Source organism: Marinomonas sp. ef1 (assembly GCF_002806845.1).
Taxonomy (GTDB): domain Bacteria; phylum Pseudomonadota; class Gammaproteobacteria; order Pseudomonadales; family Marinomonadaceae; genus Marinomonas; species Marinomonas polaris.
The window spans coordinates 75,180-92,998 of the sequence record NZ_NHTT01000007.1; the positions used below are offsets into that span (position 1 = coordinate 75,180).

Annotated in this window: 17 protein-coding genes; 8 read left to right on the plus strand and 9 right to left on the minus strand. The window is 43.3% G+C overall.

Going from position 1 to position 17,819, the window contains the following annotated elements; genetic code table 11:
- Nucleotides 1-141 precede the first annotated feature (141 nt).
- Both CCS02_RS11390 and oadA read left to right on the plus strand, forming a co-directional pair.
- Nucleotides 142-1,557, plus strand: coding sequence for an acetyl-CoA carboxylase biotin carboxylase subunit (locus CCS02_RS11390; protein ID WP_100186482.1), 1,416 nt, complete (start codon nucleotides 142-144; stop codon nucleotides 1,555-1,557).
- Nucleotides 1,558-1,574: 17 nt separating this feature from the next.
- Nucleotides 1,575-3,383 (plus strand): sodium-extruding oxaloacetate decarboxylase subunit alpha, encoded by a 1,809-nt coding sequence (gene oadA, locus CCS02_RS11395; RefSeq protein ID WP_100186481.1) that lies wholly within the window; start codon nucleotides 1,575-1,577, stop codon nucleotides 3,381-3,383.
- A 105-nt stretch (nucleotides 3,384-3,488) separates the two neighbouring features.
- On the opposite strand, the gene CCS02_RS11400 is transcribed toward oadA, so the two are convergent.
- The 5 genes from CCS02_RS11400 to CCS02_RS11420 form a co-directional block, all read right to left on the minus strand.
- Nucleotides 3,489-4,310, minus strand: coding sequence for a sugar phosphate isomerase/epimerase family protein (locus CCS02_RS11400; RefSeq protein ID WP_100636611.1), 822 nt, complete (start codon nucleotides 4,308-4,310; stop codon nucleotides 3,489-3,491).
- 1 nt (nucleotide 4,311) lies between these two features.
- On the minus strand, nucleotides 4,312-5,064 hold the full coding sequence (locus CCS02_RS11405) for a hypothetical protein (protein WP_100636612.1): 753 nt from the start codon (nucleotides 5,062-5,064) through the stop codon (nucleotides 4,312-4,314).
- 194 nt (nucleotides 5,065-5,258) lie between these two features.
- The gene (locus CCS02_RS11410) at nucleotides 5,259-6,242 is read right to left on the minus strand and encodes an aldo/keto reductase (protein WP_072840164.1); all 984 of its coding nucleotides are present in this window, start codon (nucleotides 6,240-6,242) and stop codon (nucleotides 5,259-5,261) included.
- 127 nt (nucleotides 6,243-6,369) lie between these two features.
- Nucleotides 6,370-7,317, minus strand: a complete 948-nt coding sequence (locus CCS02_RS11415) for a Gfo/Idh/MocA family oxidoreductase (protein ID WP_072840163.1) — start codon at nucleotides 7,315-7,317, stop codon at nucleotides 6,370-6,372.
- A gap of 151 nt (nucleotides 7,318-7,468) precedes the next feature.
- Entirely contained in the window at nucleotides 7,469-8,683 is a 1,215-nt protein-coding gene (locus CCS02_RS11420; protein WP_100186480.1) for a LysR family transcriptional regulator, read from the minus strand.
- A gap of 256 nt (nucleotides 8,684-8,939) precedes the next feature.
- Here CCS02_RS11420 and CCS02_RS11425 point away from each other — a divergent pair, with 256 nt between their 5' ends.
- From CCS02_RS11425 to aroQ, 6 genes are all read left to right on the plus strand, one after another.
- Complete coding sequence (locus CCS02_RS11425) at nucleotides 8,940-9,287, plus strand: protocatechuate 4,5-dioxygenase subunit alpha (RefSeq protein WP_072840161.1); 348 nt, start codon at nucleotides 8,940-8,942, stop codon at nucleotides 9,285-9,287.
- Entirely contained in the window at nucleotides 9,287-10,135 is an 849-nt protein-coding gene (locus CCS02_RS11430) for a class III extradiol dioxygenase family protein (RefSeq protein ID WP_100186478.1), read from the plus strand. The genes CCS02_RS11425 and CCS02_RS11430 overlap by 1 nt, the downstream gene beginning before the upstream one ends.
- A gap of 279 nt (nucleotides 10,136-10,414) precedes the next feature.
- A complete protein-coding gene (locus tag CCS02_RS11435; RefSeq protein WP_100636613.1) occupies nucleotides 10,415-11,269 on the plus strand; it encodes a shikimate dehydrogenase family protein in 855 nt (284 codons plus the stop codon).
- A gap of 164 nt (nucleotides 11,270-11,433) precedes the next feature.
- Nucleotides 11,434-12,141 carry a GntR family transcriptional regulator gene (locus CCS02_RS11440; protein ID WP_100186476.1) on the plus strand — a complete coding sequence of 236 codons (708 nt, stop codon included), beginning with the start codon at nucleotides 11,434-11,436 and terminating at the stop codon, nucleotides 12,139-12,141.
- 89 nt (nucleotides 12,142-12,230) lie between these two features.
- Nucleotides 12,231-13,163, plus strand: coding sequence for an AEC family transporter (locus CCS02_RS11445; protein ID WP_100186475.1), 933 nt, complete (start codon nucleotides 12,231-12,233; stop codon nucleotides 13,161-13,163).
- A gap of 55 nt (nucleotides 13,164-13,218) precedes the next feature.
- Nucleotides 13,219-13,671 carry a type II 3-dehydroquinate dehydratase gene (gene aroQ / locus CCS02_RS11450; RefSeq protein WP_100636614.1) on the plus strand — a complete coding sequence of 151 codons (453 nt, stop codon included), beginning with the start codon at nucleotides 13,219-13,221 and terminating at the stop codon, nucleotides 13,669-13,671.
- 103 nt (nucleotides 13,672-13,774) lie between these two features.
- Here aroQ and CCS02_RS11455 read toward each other — a convergent pair whose 3' ends face one another.
- The 4 genes from CCS02_RS11455 to CCS02_RS11470 all read right to left on the minus strand — a co-directional run bounded on the left by CCS02_RS11455 (nucleotide 13,775) and on the right by CCS02_RS11470 (nucleotide 17,802).
- Nucleotides 13,775-15,277, minus strand: a complete 1,503-nt coding sequence (locus CCS02_RS11455; RefSeq protein ID WP_100186474.1) for a tripartite tricarboxylate transporter permease — start codon at nucleotides 15,275-15,277, stop codon at nucleotides 13,775-13,777.
- A 9-nt stretch (nucleotides 15,278-15,286) separates the two neighbouring features.
- A complete protein-coding gene (locus CCS02_RS11460; RefSeq protein ID WP_100186473.1) occupies nucleotides 15,287-15,799 on the minus strand; it encodes a tripartite tricarboxylate transporter TctB family protein in 513 nt (170 codons plus the stop codon).
- A 131-nt stretch (nucleotides 15,800-15,930) separates the two neighbouring features.
- Nucleotides 15,931-16,920 carry a Bug family tripartite tricarboxylate transporter substrate binding protein gene (locus CCS02_RS11465; protein ID WP_100186472.1) on the minus strand — a complete coding sequence of 330 codons (990 nt, stop codon included), beginning with the start codon at nucleotides 16,918-16,920 and terminating at the stop codon, nucleotides 15,931-15,933.
- A gap of 75 nt (nucleotides 16,921-16,995) precedes the next feature.
- Nucleotides 16,996-17,802, minus strand: coding sequence for a shikimate dehydrogenase family protein (locus CCS02_RS11470; RefSeq protein ID WP_100186471.1), 807 nt, complete (start codon nucleotides 17,800-17,802; stop codon nucleotides 16,996-16,998).
- Between the last annotated feature and the right edge of the window lie 17 nt (nucleotides 17,803-17,819).

The following is a 17,819-nucleotide window of genomic DNA, read 5'->3' on the forward strand; positions in this document are numbered from 1 at the left end:
GTTTCCTCTTGGTTTATCCATCGGATCTTATCTATCAGCTTTTATCTATCAGGAATAGCTTATACATAAATGTCGTAATATCAATTTTTACTTTGGTTGATCTTTGAGTAGGCTAAATGTTCAACAAGAAAGGAGTGACTCATGTTAAAAAAAGTGTTGATCGCTAACCGAGGTGAAATTGCGGTTCGTATCATTCGCGCTTGTTCAGAGGCTGGGATTCGCTCTGTTGCGATATTTACGGAACCTGATCGATATGCCTTGCATGTCAAACGTGCAGACGAGTCTTACTCGTTAGGCGATGATCCACTTGCCGGTTATTTAGACCCTTTGCGTCTAGTGAATTTAGCCATAGAAACGGGTTGTGATGCGATTCACCCCGGTTATGGTTTTTTGTCTGAAAATGCGCATTTTGCAGAACTGTGTGAGCAAAAAGGCGTTACCTTTATCGGGCCTCATTCTTCCGTCATTCATAAAATGGGTGATAAAACTCAAGCGCGCGACAGTATGCGTGCAGCAGGTATTCCAATCACACCTGGCTCAGAGGGGAATTTAGCCAACCTTGAAGAGGCGCTTACTCTAGCTGGGAAAGTTGGTTATCCGGTGATGATCAAGGCAACCTCTGGCGGTGGCGGTCGAGGTATTCGGCGTTGTGACACACCAGAAGAATTAACCTCCCAATATCCTCGTGTTATTTCGGAAGCGACCAAAGCTTTTGGTTCAGCTGAAGTGTTTTTAGAAAAATGCATCGTTGATCCTTGCCATATTGAAGTTCAAATATTGGCGGATTCCCAAGGCAATGCGATTCATTTGTATGAGCGTGATTGTTCGATTCAGCGCCGCAATCAAAAGTTGATCGAAATTGCGCCAAGCCCGCAACTTACCCCAGAGCAACGTCAGTATATTTGTGATCTCGCTGTACGTGCTGCTAAAGCGGTGGATTATGTTAACGCAGGTACGGTGGAGTTTTTGTTGTCTGGCAACGAAGTGTATTTCATGGAAATGAATACACGAGTACAGGTTGAGCACACGATTACCGAGCAAATCACGGGTGTCGATATTGTGCGTGAACAGCTTCGTATCGCGGCTGGTTCGCCGCTTAGCTTCCGCCAAGAAGACATTAGTTATCGTGGTTATGCGATGCAGTTCCGTATTAACGCGGAAGATCCAAAGAACGATTTCTTACCCAGCTTTGGGCGTATTACTCACTACTACGCGCCGGGTGGTCCTGGGGTTCGTGTTGATACGGCGATTTATACTGGTTACGAGATTCCGCCTTACTTTGATTCAATGTGTTTGAAGCTGGTGGTTTGGGCGTTGACTTGGGATGAGATGGTCGCGCGCGGTCGCCGTGCCATTGACGATATGCGTTTGCATGGTATCAAAACTACCGCCAATTATTATCAGCAAATTCTGAAACACCCAGATTTCATCAAAGGGAAATTCAATACTGGATTCGTTCCAGCGCACCCTGAATTATTAAATTATTCCGTTAGACGCCATCCAAGTGATATCGCTTTGGTGTTGGCAGCCGCTATTGCAGCGCATGTTGGTCGATAATCCGCAGGAGGAAGAAAATGAGTCAAGTTAAACAAAAAATAGAAGTGACAGATGTCACCTTGCGTGATGCTCACCAATCGCTGATTGCCACTCGTATGCGCACGGAAGACATGTTGCCGATCTGTGAAAAACTCGATCAAGTCGGTTTTTGGTCTTTAGAAGTGTGGGGCGGCGCGACCTTTGATGCTTGCGTACGTTTTTTGAAAGAAGACCCTTGGGAGCGATTGCGTCAGCTTCGTGCGGCTTTGCCAAATACCCGTTTGCAAATGTTGTTGCGTGGTCAAAACCTTTTGGGTTATCGCCATTATGCCGATGATGTTGTAGAAGCGTTTGTACAAAAAGCGGCTGACAATGGCATTGATGTGTTCCGAGTATTCGATGCTCTTAATGATCTTCGCAATATCGAAACTGCCATGAAAGCGGTGAAAAAAGCCGGTAAACATGCGCAAGGTACGATTTGTTATACGACCAGCCCAGTGCATACGCCAGCCTTGTTTGTCGAGCAAGCCAAAGCCATGCAAGCCATGGGTGCAGATTCTATTGCCATTAAAGACATGGCGGGGTTGTTAACGCCTTATGCGACTTATGATCTGGTGAAAGCCATCAAAGAAGCAGTCGATTTGCCTTTAGTAGTACACAGCCATTCAACCTCAGGTTTGGCGCCTTTGTGTCAGCTTAAAGCCATCGAAGCAGGTGCCGACCGTATTGATACCGCGATTTCATCCTTTGCCAGTGGCACTAGCCATCCAGCGACTGAGACTCAAGTGGCGGCTTTGAAAGATACCGATTACGACACGGGTTTAGATTTGGCCTTGTTGTCAGAAATTGCCGATTACTTCCGTGATGTTCGTAAAAAGTATCATCAATTTGAAAGCGAATTTACGCGCGAAGATGTGTCTGTACAGGTTAACCAAGTGCCGGGCGGTATGATGTCAAACTTGGCGAACCAGTTAAAAGAGCAAAATGCGTTAGACAAGATTCGTGAGGTGTTTGCCGAGATTCCTCGTGTTCGTGCTGACTTAGGCTATCCGCCTTTGGTAACGCCTACCTCGCAAATCGTTGGTACGCAGGCGGTTTATAACGTATTGGCAGGTCAGCGCTATAAAACTATCACCAATGAAGTGAAACGTTACTTATTGGGTGGATACGGCCAACCGCCAGCGGCAGTAAATCCAGACGTGCAGAAAAAAGCCGTAGGTAATGAATCAGTTAACGACGCTCGTCCTGCGGATTCTTTGTCACCAGAGCTTTATAAATTACGCAATGAAATTGGTGAATTAGCGAAATCAGAAGAAGATGTACTGACCTTTGCTATGTTCCCTGAACTAGGTCGTGAATTTTTACAGCAACGTGCTGACGGAACCTTGGTTCCAGAAGTCTTGTTACCGCTAGAACAAGCGGGTCAAGGTGCAGCCGCAGGTGGCTTGGCTACTGAGTTCAAGATTGATGTGCATGGTGAAGTCTACAATGTTGAAATCACTGGTGTAGGTGACTTTGGGGTTGGTAAACGCAAGTTGTACTTGTCTTTGGACGGTATGCCAGAAGAAGTGGTGTTTGAATCGCTGAATGAATATGTTGCTGACGGTGGTGCAGGGCGATCTCGCGCGACTGAACCTGGTCATGTTAGTGCGGCGATGCCGGGTAATATCATTGATGTCTTGGTTGAAGAAGGCGACACGGTTACCGCGGGTCAAGCTGTACTCGTCACGGAAGCCATGAAGATGGAAACCGAGGTACACGCCAACGTGGCGGGTACGGTAAAAGGCGTTTTCGTTAAAAAAGGCGACCGAGTCACACCGGGTGAAATGCTGATTGAAATCGTTTAGTTCATTATTGAGAAAGATGATTCCATTAGGAAGCTAATGAAATAGACTTTAAAAAGGTCGTTTTTCTTTATTAGAAAGACGGCCTTTTTCATATCAATTTTGTCATTACAGAAACACTTGGCAAGCTTCTTGGAAGGAATTTATACGAGAGATAAGCTCATCAGTTTGTTGGGTCTTGTAGATGGCGTTATTGGCTAAAATAGAATAGTGACCACGATAACCTTGTTGATGCAGGTGTTCTATTAAGGTGACAATGCTACTTTCATAATAGCCATCTCCCGGAATCAAACGCTTGTGGTGATAGGTCTCGATTTGATCTTCAAGCGAATAGGTCATGCTGCTGTTGAAGTCCGAGCATTGTACTAAAAAAATATCTGACGTCGGAATTTCTTCAAGAACATCAATTGCTTCTGATTCACTCAGAAAATGAAACGTATCAATTACTAAGCCAAAATTTGGGCTGTTTACGTCTCGGCAAAGCGAGGCAGCGGCTTGATAACTGCCAATGTAAGGTGACCAAGGCAATGCTTTTAAAGCAATCTTAATGCGATAAGGAATGGCTAAATTAGCCAAAGCACGAAGATCGGCCAAAATTTGATTGATGTCTATGTTCTTAGAGCGAATGGTTGGTGGCATAACAACCAGTAAGCGGCAATTCAGTTGCGCTAAGGTTTTTAAGTAATTGCGCGCCAAATCCATATCGTACTCATGGATATGATTTGTATTTCCACCAAACTCTCGCAAACTCGACGCACTGCTGATTTCAATGCCATTGCGTTTGGCGAGTTCGGCAATGTGTTCGATATCACGCTTATCAGCGCCAAAATCAGAGTGTGTTAGGTCAATTTTTAGAAAGCCTGCTTGGGCCAACGCGGCGAATTTATCTTCGAGCGTACTATGAAAAAGGTTTGCCGCAATAGACAGCATATTAGATTACCTCTATAGCAAAGGCGCGATCATTACCTGCGAAAATTTGATGACGAAGTGGACTGTTCTCATTCGCTTTGAAAGTGATTTTGCTAAAAAATTCAGTATTGTGTTGTTCGTCTGAAGCTTCGACAAAACGTAGGCTGATGGCGTGTTTTCCAGGGAGCTGTAAGCTGGCCTCTTCTTTGGCTTGAAAACCAAAAAGACGTTCAAAAAAGGTTAAGCAAGTCTGAGTACGGTCAGGATCTACTTGTATAGTAAATTCATGGAAGTGAGACAGTGAACCATTTAATTTTTCAGCTACGCTGGGGATGGTTTTAAAATCAATCTCATATACGCTTAAATCGTCACGCACTTGATCAACTAAATAGATTAAGGTGCCGCCCATTGCCTCAATGCCTGGAATATTGACTTCCATCGGGCCTGAATGATTGGATGAATCCCAAGCCCCTCGTTTTATTAGCTCAGCATGAGCGATAGAAGCGTCGTCACATTTAAAGGCGATAGCAAAAAGAGCGATGCCCATTTCGCCAACATAAGCTTCCAATGTTGGATCTTGCGAACAATTGATAATTATTTTTAACTGATTTTGTTGAAATAAGAATACATTTTTACGTCGATGTTTTGCGTAAAGGCTAAAACCTAGCTCAGTCATTAGGGGAGTCACGCTTTCTAAAGAGGGCGCGACTATCTCGATAAACTCGATACCCAGTAAATTCGCAGTAGACAAAGGTGTGATGTCGTTTTGATCCATAATACGGTCCAAAGAGGTCAATACATTAGTAATGGTTAGGTCGTCTTATGGACAAGCTAACGTATAACCCTTTTAACATATAAGCAGGATCGCAGGTACGCAAACAAAAAGTGATATTTAGCTATGAAGAAATGATCCAACCGAATCTCAAAAATATTATAGATTCGATTGGATGATAGATAAGCTGTAGATGGTTATGCGAACTCTTCGGTGTCTATTTCAGCTTGTTGTGCGGCGGTATAGCGCGTGCCATGTACGTTATTTTGATTAATCATCTCGTCTAGCAGGCTGACTTGTTTGGCATCCAGCTTTAATTGCGCTGATTCAAAATTGTCTCTCATATGATTAACCGAGCGAGTGCCAGGAATAGGGACAATATTTTTATCTTTTGCGGTGAGCCAAGCCAAAGCTAGTTGCGATGGTGTGCAGCCGATGTCTTTCGCAAGGGCAAAGTAGTCGTTTAACAAGGCTAGATTGTTAGGATAATGCTCGGCGTTAAAGCGTGGCATGTTGTTACGAATGTCTTTGGCTTCTAGATCCGCAACGTCTTTTAATGTGCCCGTTAAGAATCCGCGTGCTAATGGGCTGAAAGCAACAAAGGTAACGCCTAGTTTCCTACAGGCTTCTAAAACGGCAATTTCTGGATTGCGTGTCCATAAAGAATATTCGGACTGAATCGCAGTAATTGGGAACTCGTTGTGAGCACGAGTTAGCGTTTCGGCAGACACTTCTGATAAACCCACCGCACCAATTTTGCCTTCTTTTACCAGATCGCCTAGAGCGCCTGCGCTTTCTTCGATTGGTACATTGAAGTCCAAGCGATGCAAATAATACAAATCGATATGGTCTGTTTGTAGGCGTTTTAGGCTGTCTTCGCACTGCTTGCGAATATTTTCAGGTCTGCCGTTAATCTCTTTTTTGCCATCAACCATGGCCATACCGCATTTGCTGGCAAGGAAAAATTCATCACGGCGATCTTTTAGTGCTTTACCGACTAAAAGCTCATTGTTACCACCGCCATATAAGGTCGCGGTATCAAAATGGCGATAACCCATTTCAAATGCTTGATGAAGCGCTTTGATGGCTTGCTCTTCTGCAACAGGTGAACCGTAAGCATGGGATAAATTCATGCAGCCGAGGCCGATGTTTGGATTGGCTAAATGTGGATGTTTTGACATAAAAAAAGTCCTTGTTAGTTTGCTTTGCTATGTTTTACTGCACGACTACTATTGCAAAACAGTGTAACGAAAACAGGGAGCCTAGGCTCCCTGTTTGTGTCTTAATTTATTGAACTTTGCACTGTTCTTATGCTTCTAGGCATTCTTCTAAGCGATGTAGGGTTTCCATCGCTTCAATAGCTTGAGTCACACAAGAGTTTGGCGCACGACCTTCTTGGATGGCTGCAATGAACTCTCTGTCTTGTAGTTCGATACCGTTGTTTGAAACCGCTACGCCAGATAGGTCAATCTTGTTTTCGCTGCCGTCAAATAGATCGTCGTAACGTGCGATATAAGTGCCGTTGTCGCAAATATAACGGAAGAAGGTACCGAATGGACCGTCGTTATTGAATGACAAAGATAGCGTACATATTGCACCGTTAGGCACTTTCATACCAATGCTCATGTCCATGGCGATGCCAAGTTCAGGATGGATCGGACCTTGAAGTGCTTGAACCTTGCTTGCTGTTTCGCCAGTTTGGTACTGGAACAAATCCACAGTGTGGCAAGCATGGTGCCATAGTAGATGGTCAGTCCAAGAACGTGCTTGGCCAAGGGCGTTTTTGTTTGAACGTCGGAAAAAGTAGGTTTGCACGTCCATTTGTTGAACGTTTAATTCGCCAGCCATTATCTTGTTATGAATCCACTGGTGCGAAGGATTGAAACGACGAGTGTGTCCCGCCATGGCAACTAGGCCAGTTTTCTTTTGTACTTCAACCACTTTGCGAGCGTCTTCAATGTTGTCTGCCATTGGGATTTCAGACATAACATGTTTGCCAGCTTCAAGGCATTGGATAGTTTGCGCAGCGTGCATTTGAGTCGGGGTAGCTAGGATTACCGCATCAACGTCATCACGAGCTAGGCTTTCTGCTAGATCTGTTGTGTAGTGAGGAACACCGCGTTCTTCAGCGAAGGCTTTAATCGCATCGATTTTTGTGCCAACCACAGAAACGACTTCTGCACCTTCGATCGCCGCGATGGCGTCCATGTGTTTCATGCCGAAAGCGCCAGATGCGCCAGCGATACAAATTCTCATTAGTCTACTCCTAAAAGTGCGAGTGTTTATTGTAAGGGCATAACATTGCCCGAGTCTTATATTGATAACAAATCTAGCATCCGACACCTAATGGGGATAATCCATAAACCGCATAAGCTATTCATTTTTTGCAATGAGGCTTTTGTAGTTTTCATCGAAAACGTTCTGAGATATCTCGTAATAAGCTAAGAAAGTGGGATTGAGTGACGGTTGGAAGCCAGCTTTTTCGCACACAAAGCCCAATTGGGCGGCGTGTATGGTCCAACGGAAAGTCTATAACATTGAGTAATTCAATATTAATTTCTCGCTCCACTTGGTGTGCCGAGATGAGTGTTAATCGATCGCTTTCGATTAATAGTTCACGAATAAGTATCTGTGAACTGGATTCAACCAATCGTGTTGGTAAGGCGATACCAGCGTCTTTGAAAATGTCTTCGAAAGCTTGTCGAGTCGGAGTGCCTTTGGCGGGAACGACCCAAGCAAACTCGGCGAGATCTTGTGCGCTGATGTTTTGTTTGCTCATTAATGGATGATCTTTACGAGCCACTACTGATAATGGCGGCGCCCATAATTCTTCCTGGACCACATCATCAGCCGGTGTTGGATGACGTAATGCACCTAAAATAATATCGATGTCACCTTGGCGTAGATGATGAAGTAAATCGGCATACGGGCCTTCGGTTACATTGATATTCACATCAGGATGGCGTTCGTTGAACTGCAAAATTGATTTTGGCAAAATGGTCATACGTGCCAAAGGCATGCTGCCTATGGTGATGGTACTGACATCTTTAAACTGTAAAGCGTTGATCTCGTATATGCCTTGGCGTAATTCACTGAAAGCTAGTTTGGTGGCTTTTGCCAAAGTTTGTGCTGCTTTGGTTGCGCTGGTTCCAAGGCTGTTTTTTTCGAATAATACAACGCCGAGCAGGCGTTCTAAATCTCGCGCGGCTCGGTGTACGGAAGACTGCGACACCGCCAGGTTTCGGCTCGCAATACTGAAGTTTTGCGCTTCGCTCACCGCGATTAAAGCTCTTAATTGGGTGGTGCTAATTAAGGCGATGAGATTTTTAGGAGTGCGTTCTTTTTGAGTCGTGTCTTTCACGATTTCTTGTGTGGCTGTTTGAATATGATCGATGGCGCGGCTGACGCGTTTTTGCCACACCTCACCTGATGGAGTGGGATACATACCATCTGAATGGCGCTCAAAAAGCGACGCGCCCAATAATCCTTCTAGCTTGGCGATCGCTTGGGTGATGGCTGGCTGAGATAAAAAGATATTTTCAGAAGCTCGGGTGATGCTTTTTAGCTCTGCGACCGCGAGAAATACGCGTAAATGCCGTAAGTTGGGAATTGCTATCTCCATAAGACCTCCTTATTTTTTATAAACTATATCAAAAATGAATATCAAAGAAATCAAATTGAAGGATTAATTACGTATTTTTTCCTATATATGGCCAAAATGGAACTCTCATTAAAAAAATCTAAAAATAATGCGTTCTATTTTTTAAATAGTAAAAAATAGATATAGATCAAGGTTTGTACAGCTCGTTTGTTCTTATACTCGCTACTAATGGGCGTTTACGCCATTGAATAAAACAATCTTATAGCGAGGTAACAGAATGAGTCAGGTGAGTCATATTCCGGGCAATATTATGTTTGATGGGCCGATGGCAACGAAGGGCTACCCCTTAAATAAAATGTGTTATTCCTTTAATAACGCAAATGGGCGAAAAGCATTCCTAGCTAATGAAGACGATTATTGTGAAAAGTTTGGACTTTCTGTAGAGCAAAAACAGGCTGTAAAAAATCGTGATGTCATTGCCATGTTAGAAGCCGGTGGAAGTATTTATTATCTGGCAAAATTTGCTGGGATCTTGGGATTAAATGTACAAGATGTTGGTGGTTTACAGACGGGTATGACAACAGACGAATTTAAAGCATTTTTAGTACAGCAGGGAGATAAATAATGGCGAAAATACTTGGCGGTATCGCCACATCACATATTCCTGCCATTGGTGTAGCGATGGATAAAGGTCTTGAGCAAACACCTTATTGGAAAGATTTCTTTGATGCCTATCCACCTGTACGTGAATGGCTGTATGCGCAAGAACCTGACATCGCCGTCATTTTTTATAATGATCACGGATTAGAGTTTTTTCATGATCGCAAACCGACTTTTGCTATTGGCGCTGCAGCTCAGTATGAGAATGCCGACGAAGGTTGGGGGATTGCTGAAATTCCACCAGTAACTGGGGAAACTGAGTTGTCTTGGCATATCGTTAATCAATTGATAGAGGACGAGTTTGATATAACCGTTTGCCAAGAAATGAAAGTGGACCATGGACTGACAGTGCCTCTTACGCTCATGTGGCCAGGTCATAAATACGGTCATATTAAAGTGATTCCAATTGCGATCAACTGTGAACGTCATCCTATGCCGAAACCCAGTCGTTGTTTTGATTTTGGCAAGGCGATTGGTGACGCTATTCGTTCTTACTCTGGTAATCAGAAAGTTGTGATATTTGGAACCGGTGGTTTATCTCATCAGCTAGATGGACAGCGCGCGGGCTTCATTAATAAACCATTTGATTTATATTGCATGGATAAAATCGTGAATGAACCGGAAGCGCTTACCAAATTCACTAATTTTGACTTGGTAGAACAAGCAGGCTCTCAAGGTGTTGAGTTGAATATGTGGTTAGCGATGCGTGGCGCTTTGCAGGGAACGTTAACCGAGCTGCATCGTAGTTATCATTTGCCGATTTCCAATACGGGTGCTGGGTTGCAGTTATTGGCGACAAGCGACGCTGTCTAGGTCTAGCAATGCTGATATAATTTTTTCATTCAAAATACATGTCAAATTGTCATACAACAAAACGCGAGTTTTGGTATACGCTTCTTCTATCTTTGATAAAAGAAGCGTTTTTGTATCAGTGACCTTTGCTGCTGACGCAAGACTGAACAGGGGTATTCACTCAAGAAAGCCTTTTTAATAGAGTATTGACACTGTGTTAGCTGCAGCGCTTTTTATCTTCTAATTCTCAATTATTAACGTTATGACATTCTTTTTTGGAATACGTTGGAGGCAATTACAATGTTACATATAGGTCTAATTGGTCAGGCTATTGCCGCTTCTCGATCTCCTTCTTTACACATGATGTTGGGTGAACTAAAGCAATTGCCAGTGGATTATCAGTTGCAAGTGCCAGAAGATGATACGGCGGAATCCTTTAACACCAAGCTTGCTGAAATTCGTGCCTTAGGTTTTGTCGGCACTAATGTTACTTTTCCTTATAAACAAATCGCCATCGACAGCGCAGACGAAGTAAACGACGCGGTGAAGAAAGTCGGTGCGAGTAATACTTTGTTGCTAAAAGACGGCAAAGTGTGTGCTTTTAATACCGATTACACTGGTTTTATTCGCGGTTATAAAGGTCGAGTCGGGGATTTACCAGCAGGTAAAGTGCTGATGATAGGTGCTGGTGGTGTGGGTCGAGCAATTGGTTTTGCCTTGTTTGAAGTGGGGGCGACAGAAGTATTGGTCACCGATTTGAGCGAACGTAGTGCACAATCTTTGGTTGATGCTATTAATGAAGCTGGCTACAAGGCGCGTGTTGTTGCCAAAGAAGACATTGCAGAAGCAGCCGCAGAAGTAGATGGATTGGTAAACTGTACACCTGTTGGCCATTTGAAAAGTCCAGGCATGCCATTGGCTGCGGAGCTGATTCAAGGACAAAAATGGGCATTTGATGCGGTTTACACCCCAATGGATACTGAATTCTTAGTGGAAGCGAATAAAAAAGGTCTGCAAATTGTGTCAGGCTTTGATTTGTTCTTTTATCAAGGCATCGATGCCTTCGAAATTTTCACGGGTCAGGAAATAACGGATGTGAAACCTGTTTGGGACCAGTTCCGTGAAAAATACAATGTCGTCAGTTCGTTGATCTAGAGATTGTTGGTAACTAAATAAATTCATAGGATAAATAATGGAAAGAAGACGCTAAATGGCGTCTTTTTGTCATTTATTCTATGGGGCTCAGCAACTAAGATATCTTTGCTCATGATATAGTGCATAGGTCTTACAAAAAAAATAAAAGGCCTTTAGAATTTTTTATGATTAACTCCGATGACCGTAAATTGGTTGGGCAATCCGTCTATGAACAACTGCGTTCAGATATTGTGACAGGAAAGCTTTCACCCGGTGAAAAGCTTAAATTAAACGCTCTGCGAATCCGTTACAGTGCCAGTGTGAATACCTTGCGTGAAACCTTGATGCGCTTAGTATCAGACGGTTTTGTGATGTTTGTTGATCAAAAAGGCTTTTCGGTAAAACCTGTTTCTACCGCAGATTTGCGTGAATTATTAGAGCTTCGACAGATGTTAGAGTTGTCGGCCGTGCGTAAATCAATGGAAAATAAAGCGGGTCAAATGGAGTGGAAGTCAGCTTTGATAAGTGCGCATTTTCGCTTGAATTGTGTTGAAAAGCTGATGATGGAAGATGAAAGCAGTCATGTTCAGGCGTGGGAAAAAGCAGATCGAGATTTTCACGTTACCATGGTGTCTCATTGTGGTTCTCAGCAGCTTATTCGCTATCATGCTTCGGTGATTGAACTTTACATGCGTTATCAGGTATTGGCGTTGCACCGTCGGCCATTTCGCGGACAGGCCTCCGTAGAAGAGCACCAAAAATTGCTTAAACACCTTCTTGATGATGAAACCGAGTTTGTATTGGCCATTTTGGACTCGCATATTCAAAAAGGCTTGTTTTTACCGGACGCTGAGAAAATACCATTAAAAGTAAAATCTAAAGCCATCGCCTAATACTCATCCTTCGTAAGGATATTTTAACTAATGAAAAATACAGAGACTCAAAGTCAATCTAATGTATGTAACAACGAGGAAATGATGACATGGAAGCCGTAATTAGCATCATAGCCCCGATCTTTTTTCTGATCCTAATTGGCTTTCTCAGCATTCGATACTCTTTCCTTCCCCAAGCGGCGATACCTGGGTTAAGCCGTTTTGTTTTATACCTAGCTTTGCCAGCTTTGATTTTTATAAAGCTTTCCAGCATGGAGTTAAAAGAAGTCCTACATTTTGACTATCTTGCCGTGTACGCCGCGAGTGGTTTAGCCACCTTTTTTATTACTGTGTTACTGAGCTGGCGATTACTTAAAAGTGGTTTGGTAGATGCCGGCGTGAGAGGCGTTGGGGCGACCATGTCAAACAGCGCTTTTATTGGCTTTCCTGTCTTATTACAGTTTTTTGATTACCCTTTGACGCAGGCCTTTGTGATGTCATTGATGGTCGAAAATATCATTTTATTGCCAGTTTGCTTAATTTTTATCGAAACTGTGTTGGGTAAGAGCGAGAGTAACGGGAAAAGCCTATTTATGGTTGTCCTGAAGCGTATCTCAACGAATCCGTTATTAATTGCCTTGGTCGCAGGGCTAGTATTTTCTGTGTTTGAGTTGAGCTTGCCGAGCTTTATAGGCAAAGGCTTTAATTTACTGGCAGCAGCGGCCTCATCAGTGGCCTTGATTGTTATTGGCGGGTCTTTGGTGGGTGTGACGATTAAAGGTCAATGGGCTCCCATATTGCTGGTGGCGATTGGCAAACTGGTCTTATTTCCGGTGATTGTCACCTTGCTCTTGTTACTTACACCCACCATGCCAAACGAATTAAAAATTGCAGTGGTTATTTTTGCCTCGGTATCTATGTTCAGTTCTTATCCAATTGTATGTGGGGAATATGGATCGCGCAGTTTTTGTGCTAGTACTTTGCTAATTACTACCGTGTTGTCATTTTTTACCTTGAGCGTCTTACTCCGCTTTTTTGTATGAAAATATAGCAATGCGATTGATTGAATATTTACGCTGATTTATAGGAGAAATTATTATGTCTACCATCATGGTATTGAACGGCCCAAATTTAAATTTATTGGGTATTCGTGAGCCAGCAACTTATGGTTATGAGACTCTAGCAGATGTGGAAGTTATGTGCCGCGAAGCGGCATTGTCATTAGGCCATGAGGTGGAATGCCATCAATCTAACCATGAAGGTGTATTGATTGATCTAATTCATGAAGCAGGTCGCCGTATTAAAGCGGGCGAAGTATTGGGCGTAGTATTCAATCCAGGTGCTTATACTCACACATCTGTTGCTCTTCACGATGCAATAAAAGGCGCTGATGTACCGGTGATTGAAGTTCACATCTCTAACGTACACGCTCGTGAAGCTTTCCGTCATCATTCTTACATATCGCCTGCTGCAGCAGGAATTGTTGTTGGTATGGGCGTACAAGGGTATGTATTGGGCATTCAGGGCTTAGTGCATAAGCTCAAAGCTTAAGACTAAAAAAATAGCGACGGCTAATATAAAAATACCGAATGATGCTTCTTATTTTGAAGAGATCATTCGGTATTTTTTTGAGCTTAATTATGACGTTAAACGCTTAGCTTTTGGACGATTTAGTTTTTCTCCAACGAGTCCATAAAGGGGTATGTGAGATAAAAATAAAGACAATTGTTGCCAGTAGTACACAAGACAGTGGACTAGTGAAAGCTTCACCAAAAAAGCCTGCAATGCTGCCTTGTTCAGACAGAATGGCTCGTCGCCAGTTCTCGTCAATCAGTCGAGATAAAATCACCCCAAGAATAACTGGGCCAACCTGATAACCGTACTGTTTCATAAAGTAACCGATTACGCCGAACCCAAGCATCCACCAAACGTCCGTGATTGCATTGTTGATAGAGTAAGCGCCCACAATAGACAGCAAGAATATAATAGGGATTAAGACCCCTTTTGGGCATTCAACTAGCTTAGCGAATAAGCGAATACCAGTTAAACCGAAAATCAATATGAAGATATTGGCGAGGGTTAAGTTACCCACAGTAAACCAAAAAATTTCGGGCTGTTCTATCATCAGCAATGGGCCAGGGTTTAAGCCGTGGATAAACAAAGCGCCAATGAATACCGCGGTTACAGCGTCCCCAGGAATACCTAAGGTCAGCATCGGAATATAAGCTCCACCTACAGCGGCATTATTTGCAGACTCCGGCGCAACTAATCCTTCTTTTGCTCCTTTGCCAAATTCAACTTCTGGGTTTTTAGTCGTACGTTTAGCATAGTCATAGGCCATTAATGCGGCAATATCGCCACCAGTACCTGGTAATGCCCCGACAATTACGCCAACCGAAGAGGATTGTAAGCTTAAAGGTAAGTAGCGTTTTACATCTTTCCATTTAGGGATGATGCGATTGATGACTTGTTTGACGCTGGCTTTATGCATGAAATGTAGCTGTGTTAAGGCTTCGGAAATACCAAAAAGTCCAATCATAACCGCAACTGGATTAATGCCATTCCAGAGTTCAACGACACCAAATGTAAAACGCTCTTCTGCTGTCAGGGGGTCAAGTCCTACCGTACCAATTAACACGCCAAACGATCCAGCTAACACACCTTTTGCAAGACTATTACCAGATAAAGAACCGACCAGCATGATGCCTAGAACACCTAGCAGCATATAATCTCTTGGCTGAAAGCTGATGGCAAAATCGCTAACAAATGGTGCTGCGACAGCTAATACGAAAATGCCAACGAAGCCTCCGATAACAGACATTACTGTTGATAAGCCAATGGCTTCACCCGCTAAGCCTTTTTGTGCGAGAGGATAACCATCAAGCGCCGTAGCAATGGCGGAAGGAGCCCCAGGAATATTTAGCAATATGGCGGTTCGAGAGCCACCATAAACGCCACCCATATATACCCCAACCATCAAACATAAAGCATTATTTACCTCCCACGAAAAGGTAAATGAGATGAGAATAGAGACTGCCATGGTGACTGATAAGCCTGGTATAGCACCTACATAAATCCCTAAAAATGTACCAAGCGCGGTAAGCGCAAGGAGTTGAGGGGAAATCCAAGAAATAGCAAAAAACGAAAGAGCTTCCATTGTATTTTCCTAAAAATTTGCACTAAACCAATGAGATATGACCGCCATAATTTCGCGTTCAGGAATAATGCCTTCAGGCAAAATAACTTTAAAAATAAGTCGGAATACGCAATACACAAAGGCCAAAGAAACAAGGGTTAATCCAAGGCTGACTACCCATCCTTTACGATGTAAAAATGTCATCGCAATAAATAAGAAAATAGCGGCAGATAGAATGAAGCCAATCGGCTCTAACATAACTGCGAACATCAAAATTAACGCCATAACTACGCCGATAACCGGAGGGAATATATGCCGAATAAAACGTACGTGTGGTTCTAGTGGAAGGCGTATCGTTTTAATAAGCACCAAGCAGGCACTTATTACCATTATGCTCGTAGCGGCAAGAGGCAGTGCTCCTGATGAGCTTAATGAAGAAAACTGTGCAATGGCGTATGCCTGCCAAAACAGAAACAAACTGGCGATTAAAACGAGCAGATTGAACAGAAGTTCACCTGGTCGACGGCTAGTGGGGTGATTCATCACGACTCTCCGACAATGCTGAAAAAAAACGGCGGGGAAGGACGCTCCCCGCTAAGAGCGAAGCAATGGAAATTAGCTTCTTGGGTGATTCAAATTAATGTATCAAAATTCAGTAAATAGCCTTATTAAGGTTAAGGACGCGGAATATTGAACTCTTCTGGTGATCGCTTAGAAAAACCTGCTTCATGAACTAACCAAGAAGAAGTAGAGCGATAGCCACTTAAAAAGTAATTGGCTTCTTCTCCTGAAATATTCAGAATCGTAAAGCCACGTTTTTGCATTAAATCAATAAAATCGGGGTGAAAAGCAGCCTGTTGGAATGCGCCTTGAAGCTTCTTGACGACATCATCGGGAGTTCCTTGTTTTACAAATATTCCAAAGAATGGCCCCCAAGGTAGGTAGCTTTTTAAACCTGGGAAAGTGTCAGTGATAGGTGCTACACCTGGCAAAAGTTTATTGGCCTCTTTATCTACAAGGCCGATTACTTTCATACGACCAGCTTTAATCTGTTCAATAGTTGCGCCTAACACCGCTGGCATTACATCAATTGCGCCGCCTTGTAATGCGGTTAATGCTGGACCATCGCCATTGTAAGGGATGCTGGTGTAGTCCAATGAAATTTGTGATTGCAGCATTGCCATTATAATTGAGGTTAAACCACCATTACCCGTTGAACCAATTTTCAATTCACCGGGATGAGCTTTTACGAAATCAGTAAATTCTTGCATGTTGTTGTAAGGCGCATCATTTCTTGCAACAAAAACTGGCGTACCGCGAGCTAATATATTGATGGTGATCATGTCGTTATAATCCATGTCACCTAAGCCTAATACCTTATACATTTGTGGGTTTTCCGCTCCCATCAATAAGGTATAGCCATCATCATCTTTACTGTTGACGTATTTCATTGCGATGGCACCAACGCCACCTGTTTTATTGGTTAAGACAATGTCGACACCGAGAGCCTTTTCAGCATGAGGTGAGATGGAACGCATTACGGTATCAGTTGAGCCGCCAGCTCCCCATTGGATAATGCCTTGGATATCCTTTTCAGGAAAAGCAGCTAATGCTGTTGTGGATAATGTTAGTGCGGTTAATGCGCCAATTATTGTTTTTTTCATCATAACCTCCAGAGAATTATGCCCAGTTGGGCGTAATGCGCAAAAGGGAAAGCCTTTTGCGCTATTTGTGTGTTTTTAGTTATTGATTGGGTGATCTCGCAGCATGAAGTCCACTAAAATTTCAGCTTCCGCATTGAACATGCCTGCTCCAACCATCGTGTTACAGCCGAGGCTTCTTGCATGCTCGACCATAGGAGACACTTCTGGTTTGGTGATAGCGTCTGCAACAAATTGCTTGCTATTAAGTTTGCTAACATCTACAGGATATGGGTCGCCTGCGCGCATACCGACTGGTGTAACGTTGGCAATAAAATCAAAGCCTGTTGGATCTTGATCTCCCACTCCTGCACGGTTTGGAAAACGTTCATTTAAGCGTTTGATAAGTGAATTTAATCTATCTTGGTCGAGGTCATAAATGGCTAGGTATTCTGCCTCTCGTTGTAGAATCTCAAATGCTACCGCGGACCCAGCTCCTCCTGCGCCGATTAGTAGGGCTCGCTTACCTTTAACATCAAAACCTTCCTTTTTGACGCCATCTAAATAGCCAATACCATCAACATTGTCGCCATATAATTGGCCATTACTTTGTTTACGGATGATGTTGACAGAACCAACAAATTTGGCGCGTTCAGAGACTAGGTCACATGCGTCTAGGGCTGGGATTTTGTGTGGAATAGTAATAACAATGCCATGAACGTTTTGTGTTTTGCGTAAGGACTGCATAACGTCTATAAAGTGTTCCGGTGCTACATGCATAGGCGGAACTATGCCGTTCTCTTCTCGACGTTGCAGGATTTGCGTTAGAAATTGAGGTGAACGTACTTGGGCAATAGGGTCGCCTAGGATAGGGAAAATACGAGTTTCACCGGTAATAATAGTCATCGATCTACACTCCTGAA

Bases quoted from the DNA above. Each gene is read 5' to 3' on its own strand.
- CCS02_RS11440 (WP_100186476.1), top strand. From the start codon at position 11,434: ATGATTAACTCCGATGACCGTAAATTGGTTGGGCAATCCGTCTATGAA.
- CCS02_RS11420 (WP_100186480.1), bottom strand. From the start codon at position 8,683: ATGGAGATAGCAATTCCCAACTTACGGCATTTACGCGTATTTCTCGCG.
- CCS02_RS11435 (WP_100636613.1), top strand. From the start codon at position 10,415: ATGTTACATATAGGTCTAATTGGTCAGGCTATTGCCGCTTCTCGATCT.
- CCS02_RS11415 (WP_072840163.1), bottom strand. From the start codon at position 7,317: ATGAGAATTTGTATCGCTGGCGCATCTGGCGCTTTCGGCATGAAACAC.
- oadA (WP_100186481.1), top strand. From the start codon at position 1,575: ATGAGTCAAGTTAAACAAAAAATAGAAGTGACAGATGTCACCTTGCGT.
- CCS02_RS11410 (WP_072840164.1), bottom strand. From the start codon at position 6,242: ATGTCAAAACATCCACATTTAGCCAATCCAAACATCGGCCTCGGCTGC.
- CCS02_RS11445 (WP_100186475.1), top strand. From the start codon at position 12,231: ATGGAAGCCGTAATTAGCATCATAGCCCCGATCTTTTTTCTGATCCTA.
- CCS02_RS11455 (WP_100186474.1), bottom strand. From the start codon at position 15,277: ATGGAAGCTCTTTCGTTTTTTGCTATTTCTTGGATTTCCCCTCAACTC.
- aroQ (WP_100636614.1), top strand. From the start codon at position 13,219: ATGTCTACCATCATGGTATTGAACGGCCCAAATTTAAATTTATTGGGT.
- CCS02_RS11430 (WP_100186478.1), top strand. From the start codon at position 9,287: ATGGCGAAAATACTTGGCGGTATCGCCACATCACATATTCCTGCCATT.
- CCS02_RS11460 (WP_100186473.1), bottom strand. From the start codon at position 15,799: ATGAATCACCCCACTAGCCGTCGACCAGGTGAACTTCTGTTCAATCTG.
- CCS02_RS11390 (WP_100186482.1), top strand. From the start codon at position 142: ATGTTAAAAAAAGTGTTGATCGCTAACCGAGGTGAAATTGCGGTTCGT.
- CCS02_RS11400 (WP_100636611.1), bottom strand. From the start codon at position 4,310: ATGCTGTCTATTGCGGCAAACCTTTTTCATAGTACGCTCGAAGATAAA.
- CCS02_RS11425 (WP_072840161.1), top strand. From the start codon at position 8,940: ATGAGTCAGGTGAGTCATATTCCGGGCAATATTATGTTTGATGGGCCG.
- CCS02_RS11470 (WP_100186471.1), bottom strand. From the start codon at position 17,802: ATGACTATTATTACCGGTGAAACTCGTATTTTCCCTATCCTAGGCGAC.
- CCS02_RS11465 (WP_100186472.1), bottom strand. From the start codon at position 16,920: ATGAAAAAAACAATAATTGGCGCATTAACCGCACTAACATTATCCACA.
- CCS02_RS11405 (WP_100636612.1), bottom strand. From the start codon at position 5,064: ATGGATCAAAACGACATCACACCTTTGTCTACTGCGAATTTACTGGGT.